Origin of the sequence: Caenispirillum salinarum AK4 (assembly GCF_000315795.1) — a bacterium.
Taxonomy (GTDB): domain Bacteria; phylum Pseudomonadota; class Alphaproteobacteria; order Rhodospirillales; family Rhodospirillaceae; genus Caenispirillum; species Caenispirillum salinarum.
Genome location: NZ_ANHY01000016.1, coordinates 63,545 through 77,009, shown reverse-complemented (window position 1 = coordinate 77,009; position 13,465 = coordinate 63,545). Strand labels below are relative to the sequence as shown.

Below are 13,465 nucleotides of genomic sequence, written 5' to 3'. Positions count from 1 at the left end.
GGAAAGCCCCCGACGCGATGGGCGCCAGGGGCTGGCATGATGCGCGGCTCTCGGATGTCAGGCCCGCATGGCGGTCAGGAAGCTCTCCACCTCGCCGCTGAGCGTGTCCGCCTGTCCGGCCAGGGCGCGGGACGATTCCAGGACCGTGCGTGCGGCTCGGGAACTGTCCGTGGCGCGCTCTGCCACGGCGCCGATGGTCTGGCTGACGTCGGCGGTGCCGGCGGCGGCCTCCTGGACGTTGCGGCTGATCTCGGCCGTGGCCGCCCCCTGCTCCTCGACGGCGGCCGCGACGGTGGAGGCGATCTCGCTGACCTGCTCGATGACCCCGCCGATGCCGTCCATGGCGGTGACCGCGTCGCGCGTGGCCTGCTGCACGGCCTCGATCTGGCGGGAGATGTCCTCCGTGGCGCGGCTGGTTTGGCCGGCGAGGCTCTTGACCTCGTTGGCGACCACGGCAAAGCCCTTGCCCGCCTCGCCGGCCCGGGCGGCCTCGATGGTCGCGTTCAGCGCCAGAAGGTTGGTCTGGCTGGCGATGTCGGTAATCAGGCTGACCACCTGCCCGATGCGGTCGGCGGCATCGTTGAGCCCGCCGACGGTCTTGCGCGCGGCCTCCACCTGGTCCACGGCCTCGCCCGTGATGCGGGTCGCCTCGCCGACGCTGCGGCTGATTTCGGCAATGGAGGCCGACAACTGCTCCGACGCGCTGGCGACGGTCTGCACGTTGACGCCGGCCTGCTCGGACGCGCTGGCCACGGCGGTGGAGCGGGCGCCCACGTCCTCGGCGCTGTCCACCAGCCCGCCGGCCAGCGTTTTCAGCTCCTCGGCTGCGCCGCTGACGCCGCTGGCGACGGCGCGGACCGTCTTCTCGAAGTCGTCGGCCATCTGGACGTAGGCGGTGACGTCCTGCCAGTTCAGCATGGGACCGACGTAGTCGCCGTTGGCATCGTGGATGGGGATGACCGTGTTCTCGATCACCACCTTGCCCATGGTGAACTTGCCCGAGTAGGGCAGGTTGGCCGGGTCCTTGAGGATCTTCTCGACGAACTCGGGCCGCTTGTGGAACGAGGTCACCTGACGGCCGATCACGTCGTCGGCGCTGCAGCCCAGTTCGTTCTCCATCTTCGCCAGCAGGTCCCGGGCGGCCTTGTTGGCGTAGGTGATGCGCAGGTCCTTGGGGTCGCACATCATGACGCGGGCCGGCTGTTCCTCCACCATCTGGTTGAGGCGGAACGCCTTGACCACGGCGCTGCGCAGCTCCTCGACGCTGCGCGCCATGGTGCCGATCTCGTCCTTCCGGTCGCGACCGGGCACGGCGACGGCCGTGTCGCCGGCGGCCAGCGCGTTCAGCGTGCCGACCATGGGCCGCAGCGGGCGGAAGATCTGGCGGCTGAGCAGCCACGCGAGACCAAGCCCGACAACCGCCAGCACGGCGGCCAGAATCCCGGATGTGGACAGGCTCCGCTCCAGCGCGGCGGTGATGTTGGTGGCGTCGAGCGTCAGGATGGCCGCTGCCGTGACGCGGCCGTCGGCGTCGGCAACGGGGGTGACGACGGTGATGCGCTCGGCCGCCGCGTCGTGTCGGGCGGTTCCGCCGCCACCGTCCAGTGCGGTGCGGGCCGCGTCCGCCATGGGCCCGGTGTAGGGGGCGCCGGCCCCTGCGTCTTCGGCGCCGGCGCCGGTGCCGGCGACCGCACGGGTCGACAGGGTGCCGTCGACAATGGTGATGGTTTCGGCGGCGCCGGCGTCCACCAGTTCCTTGGCGAAGCGCTCGTAACCGAGAGCAGCCTGCATGCGCGTCAGCACGTCGGCCGCCAGGCCCACCTGCACGATGCGCGGTTGGTCTACGCCTGGAACGCCCACGTACTTGTAGACCTCGCCGTCCAGGTCGCGCACGGCGGCCTCCTGGACGACATCGTCGGCGGTTCCCTCGATCAGTTTGTAGAACTCGGCGCTCTGGGACGCCGGATCGCGGTCGAAGGTGAAGGTTACCGGGACCGAATTCAGCGACGCCACGCCGTTTTCGTCGGAGACCCAGAATTCGCTGACGGCGGTGCGTTCCGTCAGGTCCGCCAGCGCGCTGCGGATGGCGTCGTCGCTTTCACCGCCATCCTTCATGGCGGCGATCAGGCGGGCGGCGATGTGCGCTTCGGCGACCATGTGCCGGCCGACGATCGTTTCGACCTGCTCGGGAATGGTGCCGACCACGGCCAGGGTCTGGGCAACGTATTCGCCAAGCCGGTGGCCTTCGTCCAGCCCCTGGTCGATGGCCGCATTCTTCTGGATGACGTAGTTCGCGCCGCCCACCATGGCGGCGCTGCCCACCGCGAACGCGATCAGCGTCGCCAGCATCTTGGTTTTCAACTGCATCGTCTGCTGCCCCTCAGCCTGTTCCGTCGTACACCACGCCCCCGCCGGGGAAGATGCGACTGCACCTTAAGGCTTAAAGCCTTTGTATTGGTTGAGCGACGATTGTTGACTATCTGGTCAATGGGGCGTCAACGATGAAATCGTATAAACTTCTCAGTAAAACGTGACGGCTCATGTTAAAATTCAACGACGTAACTTAACCGCCGTGAAATTTTTATGCTGCCGCCAAGAAACCTGGTGACGATAACCAGAACTATTGAGAGGTTTTTGTACGGAGATTCTCAGTCGGCAGGCACCGCATCTGCGTGTCCGGCGCGCGCGGCATGGGCGGCGGTGGCCTGGTCCATGGTGTTGCGGTGCTGGATGAACCAGTCCGGCAGGCGCTCGGCCACATAGGCGCGGACGAAGGCGATGTTGCCGCGCTCCAGGTGTTCGGCAAAATGTCCGACTTCGGCCAGCACGCGCGCGTGCTCGCCCTTGTGGATGTCGGTGGCGAAGAAGCCGGTGGCGTCCATCAGCGCTTCCTCGCGGGCGAAGTGCGCGCGGGTGTGCTCGGCCAGGGCCTGGAACGCAGCCGGAAACTCGACGTCCGATGCGTCCTTGGCGGTGTTCAGAAGCGTGATGAAGTCTTCATGGTCGGCGTCGATGAAGCCCACCCCGACGCGCAAGGTTTCGGTCCATTGCATGATCTGTCCCCCTTCGGCGGATCGTGCGGACCGTTCCCGTCCCTGGCGCGGCGCGTCTGCGGCGCCGTCATGCGATAATGTGCATCCAGAATGCACCTTTGTCGAGCGAAAAAGGCCCGATGCCTTTTATGGACATCGGGCCTTGTCTTCGGGGTGTCCGGTACCGGTCAGAACGCCGGAACCACCGCGCCCTCGAAGCGGTCCAGGATGAACTGGCGCACGGCGTCGGTGTGGTAGGCGTCCACCAGGGTCTTGGCCCAGGGCGCGTCCAGGTTCTCGCCCTGCACCACGACGATGTTGGCGTAGGGGCTGTCGGCGGACTCGATGGCGACCGCGTCCTTCAGCGGGTTCAGGCCGGCTTCCAGGGCGTAGTTGGTGTTGATGGCGGCGGCCGCCACGTCGGGCAGCACGCGGGGAAGCTGGGCGGCGTCCACCTCCGTGAACTCCAGGTCCTTGGGGTTTTCGGCGATGTCGAGCGGGCTGGGCGTCAGGCCCACGCCGTCGGCCAGATCAATGACGCCCTCGCGCTCCAGCAGAAGCAGGGCGCGGCCGCCGTTGGTCGGGTCGTTGGGGATGGCGACCTGGGCGCCCTCGGGCAGGTCGGCAAGGCTTTTGTAGTCCTCGGAGTAAATGCCCATGGGCTCGACGAAGTTCTTGGCGATGGTGCGCAGGTCGAAGCCCCGGTCCTTCACCTGCTGGTCCAGGTAGGGCTGGTGCTGGAAGCTGTTGGCGTCCAGATCGCCGTCGGCCAGCGCGGTGTTGGGCAGGACGTAGTCGGTGAAGGGCACGATCTCGATGGTCAGGCCCTTTTCCGCCGCCACGTCGCGCACGACCTCCATCACCTCTTCATGGGTGCCGGGGGTGACGCCGATGCGGATGCTGGTCTTGTCGTCCTGGGCGGCGGCCGGTCCGGCGAGCGTCGCGGCGCCCAGGGCGACGGCGGCCAGCAGCGGGCGGAGGCGGGGGAGGGTAAAGGTCATGGATACGCTCTCCTGGTCCGAAAACAAAAACGCCGCCACAGCCAAGAGGCCGGGCGGTCGTCGTGTCGGAAGACCGTCTTCGGCTTTAGCTGCATTTGTTGAGCGCCCGCAATCTGAAGATCAAATCGGCGCTGCTGCCGTGGCGGCAGGGACAGGAGACATAACCGGCCTCGCCCGCGGAGGCCAGGATTTTACGTGCATGTCTGGCATGATGGAAATGCAAAACACGGCACCCGCTTGTGAAAAGGCGGGCGCCGTGTGCAAAGGCGCTGCTCAGGCGATTCTCTTGCTGCCCCGCATCATCGCCACCAGCCCCATGACGGCGTAGGCGAGGATGGTCGTGCCCACCACTCCGATGCCCCAGATGATGCCGATGAGCAGCCAGTCCACCGGCCCGCCGGCGTCGGTGAAGCCCGACACGGTGACCCAGGCCATGATGACCAGCGCCATGAAGCCGCCGGCCACGCCGATCAGTTCCGAGCGCACCAGCCGGCCGCCCTTCAGCCCGCCCTCGCGCACGAGCACGAAGAGGAAGGCGGCGATGCCGGCGACGGCCAGCAGCACCAGTAGCCACAGAAGCGGCCCCATCATTTCCTGGAAGACCGACAGCAGGGTCGCGAAATCAAGATCCTTCATGGTGTCGTTCTCCCAAGGGCTCAGGCGCGGCCGCGCAGCATGGACAGGTAGGTGGGCTTGAGCGCCATGGTCTTCATCACCCAGGTGATCCACAGCTCTTCCAGCGGCGCGATGACGCCGGGGAACGAGGGCTTGAGGTTGTTCTGGTAGTCGAATTCCACCAGCATGGCCCGGCCCAGCTGCGTGATGAGCGGGCACGAGGTGTAGCCGTCGTAGGCGCTGTCGGACGTGGTGCCTGCGATGGTCGCCACTAGGTGGTCGACGGCGACGGGCACCTGCCACTTCACGCTGGCGGCCGTCTTGCCCTTGGGCACGCCGGCGATGTCGCCGACGCCGAACACGTTGTCATAGCGCGCATGGCGCAGGGTGGCCTTGTCCACCTCCATCCACCCGTCGCGGGCCCATACGCCGGTCTGCCAGGCGAGCGGGCTGTAGCGCACCGGGTCGGGCGCGCGCATGGGCGGGATGACGTTGACGAAATCGTAGCCGATCTCCTCCGTCCCGCCGTCGGGGGTGGAGAAGATGCCCACCTTGCGGCCGAGGTCGATGCCCGTCATCACGCGGTCGTGGATGGTGTTCACGCCCCGGTCCAGGTAGAGCATGCGGACCTTTTCGTCGACGATGGGCACGCTGAACAGGGTCTTGTTGTGGGCGGCGTAGATCAGCTCGGCCTTGCCGCGGTTGCCGCGCTTGCGCAGGGTGTCGTCGGTGATGAAGGTGTACTTCAGCGGCGCGCCGGCGCACTTCATTTCCGTCGCCGGGCGCAGGAACAGGCCGCGGCCGCCCTCGTCGGCGAAGCGCGACATGGCCTGCCAGGTGGCGGCGGCGGCCTGCGGGGAATGGTAGACGCTGCCCAGCCCGTCCTGGCCGATGCGGTCGGTCTCCATGCCTTCGATGGCGGCGTAGTCCAGCACCATGCCGGTGGTGACCACCAGGAAATCGTAGGGGATCGATCGGCCGCTTTCGGTGGTGACGCTGTTGCCTTCGGGGTCGAACTCGGCCACGCGCTCCTCCACCCACTCGATGCCCTGGGGCATGTATTCGGCGGTGGTGGAGGTGACGTAGTCCTGCGGCTTGAGGCCGGCTGCCACCAGCGTGAAGCCCGGCTGGTAGTAGTGGGCCTTGCGGGCGTCGATGATGGTGATCTTCGCACCGTCCAGCCGATCCGCCAGGCGCGAGGCAACGGACAGGCCGGCGGCCCCGGCCCCGGCGATGACGATGTGGGCGCCCGTCTTCACGGCCTGGGCGCGGGCTTCCGGCGCGGCGGCGGGCAGGGCAGCGAGCGCGGCTCCGGCGGCGCCCAGCTTCAGAAGGTCGCGGCGGTTCAGCGCGGCGGGGCCGTCGTGGCCCCGGCCGCGCCCTTGGACGATCTTGCTCATGCGGCGTCTGTTCCTCTTTGAACGCTCCCCTGATATAAGAAAAATATAAATAAGAAATATCTAATAGACAACCGCCTTCGCGGCTTCTATGGCGGAAGCGCAGGGAGGTGCCGCATTGCTGGCCCATTGGTCGAAGTGGGCGTCGTCAGCCGTGATCCAAGTTGCCCATGCCTTCGGGGAACCGCCCCACGCGGTCGGCGCGGCTGGGGGTGAGGGCGAGGCCGGCACCCTCGCGACCCTCTTGCGTCAGCAGCGCCAGCTTGCCGGTCATGTCGGTCAGCCTCTCCACGATCACGTGCTGCACCAGGCCGTCCTTCTGGAAGCGGCCGTGGGCATAGAGCAGCCGCCCGCGCAGCACGGCCTGGCGGTGCTTCTCGAACACCTCCGACCGGACGATCAGGTTGGCGACGCCGTATTCGTCCTCCAGCGTGATGAAGATGATGCCCTTGGCCGTGCCCGGCCGCTGGCGACACACCGCCAGCCCGGCCACCAGCACCTTCCTGCCGTCCGTCCAGCCCTGAAGGCGGCGGGTCGAGACCGCGCCGTCGCGGTCCAGGTCGCGGCGGAGCAGCGCCAAGGGGTGCTTGCGCAGGGTGAGCCGAAGCGACTGGTAGTCCTCCACCACATGCTCGCCGGGTTGCAGGTCGGGCAGGAAGACGGCGGGCTCCTGCCCGTTCTCCCGCGCATCGGCGACGGCGAACAGGGGCAGCGGAGCCGCCTTCAGCCGCCCGACGGCCCACAGCGCATCCCGCCGCGCCAGCCCCAGGCCGGCGAAGGCATCGGCGTGGGCCAGCTTCTCCAGCGTGTCGGCGGAGGCTTGCGCCCGGCTCCACACATCCTCGGCGTCCGCGTAGCCCTTGAAGGGGCGCAGCGTCACGATGCGGTCGCATTCGAGCGCCGAGACCGTGCCGCTCAACCCCTTGATCTGGCGGAAGCCCAGCCGCAGGGCCACGTCCCGCTTGCCGCCGGGGCGGGTGAAGACCTCCAGCGTGTTGTCGAAGCGGCTGCGGTTGACGTCCACGGGCCGCACCTCCACCCCGTGCCGGCGGGCGTCCTGCACGATCTGGTCGGCCGAATAGAACCCCATGGGCTGGCTGTTGAGCAGCGCGCAGGCGAAGGCCGCCGGATGGTGGCGCTTCAGCCACGCCGAGACGTAGACCAGCAGCGCGAAGCTGGCCGAGTGGCTTTCGGGGAAGCCGTATTCGCCGAACCCCTCGATCTGGCGAAAGCAGCTTTCCGCGAAATCAGGGGTGTAGCCGTTGCCGATCATGCCCCGGATGAACTTTTCCCGGAAGGTGTGGATGGTGCCCGAGCGGCGGAAGGCGGCCATGGCGCGGCGCAGGTTGTCGGCCTCGGCGGCGGTGAAGCCCGCGCCGTCGATGGCGATCTTCATGGCCTGCTCCTGGAACAGCGGCACGCCGAGCGTCTTCTCCAGCGTCTTGCGCAGGGCGCCGGACGGGTAGGTCACGCGCTCCAGCCCCTGGCGGCGGCGCAGGTAGGGGTGGACCATGTCGCCCTGGATGGGGCCGGGGCGGACGATGGCGACCTCGATCACCAGGTCGTAGAAGCAGCGCGGCTGAAGGCGCGGCAGCATGGCCATCTGGGCGCGGCTTTCCACCTGGAAGACGCCCAGACTGTCGCCCTTGCACAGCATGTCGTAGGTTGCCGTGTCCTCGGGCGGGAGGGTGGCGAGCGTCAGGTCCGGGCCGCCGGTCTCGCGCAAGAGGTCGAAGGCCTTGCGCACGCAGGTGAGCATCCCCAGCGCCAGCACGTCGATCTTCAGCATTCCAAGGGCGTCCAGGTCGTCCTTGTCCCACTGGATGACCGTGCGATCCTCCATGGCGGCGTTCTCGATGGGCACCACCTCCGACAACGGGCCGCGCGTCAGCACGAAGCCGCCCACATGCTGCGACAGGTGGCGGGGGAAGCCGCGCAGCTCGTCAGCCAGCGCGAGCGCCAGCGCGAGGCGCGGTTCCTCGGGGTCCAGGCCCGCCTGGCGGACATGGTCGTGCTCCACCGGGCTCGACGACGACCCCCACACCGTGCCCGCCAGCGCCGAGACGGCGTCCTGCGACAGCCCCAGCGCCTTGCCCACGTCGCGGATGGCGGATCGCGTGCGGTAGGTGATGACGGTCGCCGCCAGCCCGGCGCGGTGGCGGCCGTATTTCTCGTAGATGTACTGGATGACCTCTTCCCGGCGCTCGTGCTCGAAGTCCACGTCGATGTCAGGCGGCTCGTCGCGGGCCGCCGAGACGAACCGCTCGAACAGCAGGTCCACCTTGGACGGGTCCACCGCCGTGATGCCGAGCGAATAGCATACCGCCGAGTTGGCCGCCGATCCGCGTCCCTGGCACAGGATGCCGCGCGAGCGGGCGAAGCGGACGATGTCGTGGACCGTCAGGAAATAGGGCGCGTAGTCCAGGCTCTTGATGACGCGCAGTTCGTTCTCGATGGTCTGCCGCACGGTCTCGGGCAGTCCCTCCGGCCAGCGCCACGCCGCGCCCTCCCACGCCAGGCGTTCAAGCTCTGCCTGCGGCGTGGAGCCGGCGGACGTGTCGTCGTCGGGATATTCGTAGCGCAGTTCCGACAGGTCGAAGGTGCAGGTCTCCGCGATCGCCACCGTCCGGGCGAGGGCATCGGGGTAGTCGGCGAACAGCGCGGCCATCTCCTCGGGCGCCTTCAGGTGGGCCTCGGCGTTGGCGGTCAGCCGCCAGCCGGCGGTTTCCACGGTGACATGGTCGCGGATGCAGGTCAGCACGTCCAGCAGGGGACGCCGGCTCCGCGTGTGCATGCGCGCCGCATTGGTCGCCAGAAGCGGCACGCCGGCCGCCCGCGCCGCCGCGTCCAGGGCGGCCAGCCGGCGGGCGTCGCGGCCATCCAGCCGGCAGCGGGCGGCGAGGTGGCAGCGGCCGTCAAAGATGTCCGCCAGGGCCTTGAGATCGGTGAGGAATGTTGGTGTCGGCCCACCCTCCGGCGGGATGACGGCGGCGATCATGCCCTCTGCATGGGCCTCCAGGTCGGCGCGGTAGAGTTCGCACTGCCCCTTGGGCGCGCGGCGGCGGCCGGTGGTGAGCAGGCTGCACAGCCGGCCATAGGCCGCCCGATCAACGGGATAGACCAGCACGCTCGCGCAGTCCATCAGGTCCAGGCGGCAGCCCACCAGCACGCGGATGCCGGCATCCTTCGCTGCCTCCCACGCGCGCACCACGCCGGCGAGGCTGTTGCGGTCGGTGATGGCGATGGCGCGCAGCCCCAGCGCGGCGGCGGCCGTCACCAGTTCGCCGGGATGCGAGGCGCCGTGCAGGAAGGAAAAGTTGGTGGTGACGTCCAACTCCGCATAGGCCGGACGCTCCCCTTGCGAAGCCGGGCCCCAGACGGGCAGGGAAGCGGGGGCGGGCGCGCTCATGGAAACACCCCCTGGACGAACCAGTCCGATCCTTTCCGGAACAGCCACAGCCGGCGCCCCGCCTCGTCCCCCGCCCGCCAATAATCGCGCACGACCGAGGGCGCCGGGATGCCGCCGGGGGTGCGCCACCACTCCGGCCCGATGCGTTCCGGCCCCTCCGCCACGGCCAGCCGCCACGCCCGCCGGCGCCAGCGGAAGACGGCCGGCGGCGCGCCCGCGTGGGCGGCGGGCTCCACCGGCTCCAGCGCCTCCGGCCGGGGGAGCAGGCGGGACGGGCGGGGGCTGAGCATCGGCCACGCCTCGGGCGCGCCGCCGCCGGCGGCTTCCACGGTGGTCACGGCGGCCTCGGGAACGTGGCTTTCGCGCGGGGCGGGGCGGAGCACGTTGGCCTCCCCCAGCCGCGTGCGCAGGCGGTCGAGCAGGCGTGCCGTTTCCGCCGCCCGCTCGGCCGCGTCGGGGGCGGTGCCGGCGCCGCGGGTGAAGCCCGTCTGCTCGGCCCCCAGCGGGTCCAGCGCCGTCAGGGTCAGCGCCATGGACTCGATGCCGAAGCCGGCGTCGATGTCGTCCAGCCCCTCCTTGAACAGCCGCGCCAGATGGGCCGGGTCCCGCGCGGGGCGAGAGGTCCCGGCGGTGCGGCGGATGACCGTGCCGTCCACCCGGAACAGCTCCAGCACCAGCCGCCGGGCGCCCAGGCCCTCGCGCTCCAGCCGGGGGTGATGGTCGCGGCAGAGGGTAAGAGTGGCGGCCTCCACGTCTTCGGTCCGCGCGATGGGTTCGGCGAAGTGGATGCGGGCGCGCCAGGGCTCCACGGCCGCGCGCGGGGTGAAGGGCTCCGGCACGCGGCCCAGCGCCTGATCCAGCCGCTTGCCGACCTCGCGCCCCAGCCGGGCGGCCAGCGGCGCGCGGGGCAGGGCGTCCAGGTCCGCCACCCGGCGCACGCCCAGGCGCTTGAGGCTTTCCACCACCGCCGGAGGCAGGCGCAGGGACTCCACCGGCAGGCCCATGAGCAACTGCCGCTGCGAGCCTTCCGGCAGCAGGGCGATGTCGTCGTCTTCGTCGGCGCCCGCCGCCATGAAGCGCGCGGCGGCCCAGGCTGCACCCTTGGTGTCGGCAAGCCCCAGTCGCACGGAAAAGCCGAAGCCCCGCAGCCGGTCGCGCAGGTCGCGCAGCAGCGCCGCCTCGCCGCCGAACAGGTGGGCGCAGCCGGTGATGTCCAGGAACAGCCCCGCGCCGCCGCCGGGCGCGGGCCAGTCGTCGACGGCGGTCCAGGGGGTGTAGCGCACGCACCACTCCGCCAGGGCCTCCAGCGCGCGCGCGTCGGCGGCGGGGTCGGCCTCGGCCACCACCAGGGCGGGGAAGACGGCGCGGGCGTCGGTCAGCGGCATTCCCGGCACGATGCCGACGGCCTCCGCCCCCGCATCGGCGGCATGGACGCGACGCGTGTTGGCGGCCTCCGCCGTCAGGGCGAAGGGGGATACGTCGGCGCCCGCACCGTCAGGCGCGGCGGCGTTCCGGCGCGTCCAGCGATCCGTCGCGAAGCGGGGCAGCCATGCCGAGATCACCCGTCTCATCGTTCCACTCCAGCGTCCAATGGGCGGGCAGGCCGCCCCGGCAGCGCTCCAGGGTCACCGACCAGCGCGCCGGTCCGATCCCCGGCCATCCCACGGGGGCAGAGGGCGCGGGCACCACCCGCCAGCGTGTCGTCGCGGCGACCGAGGTGGTCCCCGCCCCCTTGCCGCCGGGCGCCCGCCCCCCGGCGGCGAGCAGGAACCCCGTCACCCCGCCGGCCTCCGCGGCCAGTTGCAGACGGCGCCCGGCGGTCAGGTCGGCATCGCGGGCCTGGCCGATGACAGCCGCCAGCGCCGGGCAACGCAGCCCTTCCTCCATGGCCCAGAGCACTTCCGCGTCATCGGCGGCGCGAGCGATCATCAGCCGGTCCGGCGGCAGCCCGAGCCGCGCGAGGCCCGGCGCATAGAGCGTGTCGTCCACCGACCCCCGCCGCACGCACCACAGCACGGCGGCCCCTTTCGACGCGGCCAGCCGGGCGGCGAGCAGGGCCGTGAACCCCAGCGCCGCCGCCGGCCCCGTGGCGGCCTCCGCCGGGTCGAGCGGATCACCCACCACCTGATGCAGATGCGCCAGAGGCAGCCCACCCCACGGCAGCGCCCCGGCCACAGGCGCGAGCGCGGAGGGCAGGGCCAGCACCGCCCCATCCTCCCGCGCGCCCCCTTCGATGGCGCGAATGCGTCGCCGCAGCCGGTCCAGATGCCTCCGGTCGGACATGCCTTGATCCCTAAATGTTCTTTCTATGTTCTATGATGGGGAGGGGGTGGAGTCAAGGGGACAGGATTTTGAGGGGATGGTGGCTGGTGGGGAGCGAACCACCCCCACGCGGGTCCGAAGATACCCGGCTCTCGCATTTGCTCAGCCACCGCTTGAAAGCCTGTAGGTATCACGACCATGCGTCAAGTAAGCGGGTGTGGGCGCGTCGCGCCCACGGAAAGAGCGGGGTTTGGGGCGCCGCCCCAAGCGCGTCAGCGCTCCAACACCGCCGTCACTCAGAACCGATCCAGCCCCAACCCCCGGATATCGATCTCCGGTTCCCGGCCCGAAACCAGGTCTGCGATCACGCGCGCCGAGCCGACGCTCATGGTCCAGCCGAGCACCCCGTGGCCGGTGTCCAGCACCAGGTTTTCCCAGGGTGTGCGGCCCAGGATGGGCACCGAGTCGGGCGTCTTGGGGCGCAGGCCGCACCAGCGGTCGGCGTGGTCGAAGTCGCCGGCCTTGGGGAACAGCTTCTTCGCATGGCGCACGATGGTTTCCGCCCGGCGCTCGCGCAGGGTCTGGTCCCAGCCGGCCAGTTCGGCGGTGCCGGCGCAGCGCAGGCGGTCGCCCAGGCGCGAGTAGACCATCTTGTAGCTGCCGTCGATCACCGACACCGTCGGCGCGCCCGGAGCATTCCCCGCGCCGGGCTCCGCCACGGGCACGGTGATGGAGTAGCCCTTGGCGGGGTAGACCGGCAGCTTCAGTCCGGCGGTGCGCGCGACGAAGGGGCTGTAGCTGCCCAGCGCCAGCACGTAGCGGTCGGCGGTCAGCTCCCCGGCATCCGTCCGCACGCCCGTGACACGGCGGTTGGCGCGGTCGGTCTCCAGCCCCTGGACGGAGACGCCGAAGCGGAAGTCGACGCCCAGGGCCTTCGCCATCTCCGCCAGCCGCACCGTGAACAGGTGGGCGTCGCCGCTTTCGTCCTCGGGAAAGTGGATGGCGCCGGTCAGGTCGTCTGCCACGTGGGTCAGGGCGGGTTCGGTGGACAGCATGTCGGAGCGGTCCAGCACCCGGCTTTCCAGGCCGTTGGCGCGGGCCTGCTCGGCCATGTGGTGGCCCTCGGCCAGGTCTTTCTCCGACCGGAAGACGTGCAGGATGCCTTGCAGGCGCTCGTCGTAGGAAATGCCGGTTTCCGCGCGCAACGCCTTCAGGCTGGCGCGGCTGTAGAGCGCGATGCGCAGCGCGCGTTCGGTGTTCAGGCGCTCCCGCCCCGGCGTGCAGTTGCGCAGGAACCGCGCGAGCCATGCCCAGAGGGCAGGGTCCCACCGTGCCCAGCGGAAGACCAGCGGCGCGTCGGGATCGCCCAGCCACTTCAGCGCCTTCCACAGCGTGGCGGGAGACGCCCAGGGCTCCACGTGGCTCGCCGAGATCTGGCCGCCGTTGGCGAGGCTCGTTTCCAGGCCGGGGCCCGGCTGGCGGTCGATCACCGTCACCGCGTGGCCTGCCTTGGCGAGATAATAGGCCGCCGTCGTCCCCACGACGCCGGCGCCCAGCACCAGCACCTTCACCGCGAACTCCCATTTAGGCTGAGGGCTTCCCTGCGTCCCCTCTATATAGACCGCCCCCGCCGGCTTGGCAAAGCGGGGCGGAAGCCGTTGAACGGCAAGCGTTCCGCCACCGTTTGCAAGCGGCGCCCCAGGGCGTAGGCTTGGGGGAAGAAAGACCCGACCGCAAGGGGAAGGAGAC

General features: G+C 70.0%; 9 protein-coding genes. All 9 read right to left on the bottom strand.

The window, feature by feature from the left end; translation table 11 throughout:
• Window positions 1-57 precede the first annotated feature (57 nt).
• The 9 genes from C882_RS23405 to C882_RS15825 all read right to left on the bottom strand — a co-directional run bounded on the left by C882_RS23405 (window position 58) and on the right by C882_RS15825 (window position 13,287).
• Window positions 58-2,367: a methyl-accepting chemotaxis protein gene (locus tag C882_RS23405; protein WP_009541665.1), complete on the bottom strand. Its 2,310-nt coding sequence runs from the start codon at window positions 2,365-2,367 to the stop codon at window positions 58-60.
• A gap of 281 nt (window positions 2,368-2,648) precedes the next feature.
• Entirely contained in the window at window positions 2,649-3,053 is a 405-nt protein-coding gene (locus C882_RS15860; RefSeq protein ID WP_009541664.1) for a bacteriohemerythrin, read from the bottom strand.
• A gap of 167 nt (window positions 3,054-3,220) precedes the next feature.
• Window positions 3,221-4,033, bottom strand: a complete 813-nt coding sequence (locus C882_RS15855; protein WP_009541663.1) for a MetQ/NlpA family ABC transporter substrate-binding protein — start codon at window positions 4,031-4,033, stop codon at window positions 3,221-3,223.
• A 273-nt stretch (window positions 4,034-4,306) separates the two neighbouring features.
• Window positions 4,307-4,669, bottom strand: coding sequence for a DUF5368 domain-containing protein (locus C882_RS15850; protein ID WP_009541662.1), 363 nt, complete (start codon window positions 4,667-4,669; stop codon window positions 4,307-4,309).
• 20 nt (window positions 4,670-4,689) lie between these two features.
• On the bottom strand, window positions 4,690-6,048 hold the full coding sequence (locus C882_RS15845; protein ID WP_009541661.1) for an NAD(P)/FAD-dependent oxidoreductase: 1,359 nt from the start codon (window positions 6,046-6,048) through the stop codon (window positions 4,690-4,692).
• Between the two features lie 145 nt (window positions 6,049-6,193).
• Entirely contained in the window at window positions 6,194-9,454 is a 3,261-nt protein-coding gene (locus C882_RS15840) for an error-prone DNA polymerase (RefSeq protein WP_009541660.1), read from the bottom strand.
• Window positions 9,451-11,025, bottom strand: a complete 1,575-nt coding sequence (locus C882_RS15835) for a Y-family DNA polymerase (protein WP_083875950.1) — start codon at window positions 11,023-11,025, stop codon at window positions 9,451-9,453. The genes C882_RS15840 and C882_RS15835 overlap by 4 nt, the downstream gene beginning before the upstream one ends.
• Window positions 10,949-11,737: an ImuA family protein gene (locus C882_RS15830; RefSeq protein WP_043645976.1), complete on the bottom strand. Its 789-nt coding sequence runs from the start codon at window positions 11,735-11,737 to the stop codon at window positions 10,949-10,951. Before C882_RS15830 ends, C882_RS15835 begins: the two co-directional genes overlap by 77 nt.
• 275 nt (window positions 11,738-12,012) lie before the next feature.
• Window positions 12,013-13,287 carry a D-amino acid dehydrogenase gene (locus C882_RS15825; RefSeq protein WP_009541657.1) on the bottom strand — a complete coding sequence of 425 codons (1,275 nt, stop codon included), beginning with the start codon at window positions 13,285-13,287 and terminating at the stop codon, window positions 12,013-12,015.
• Window positions 13,288-13,465: the final 178 nt, after the last annotated feature.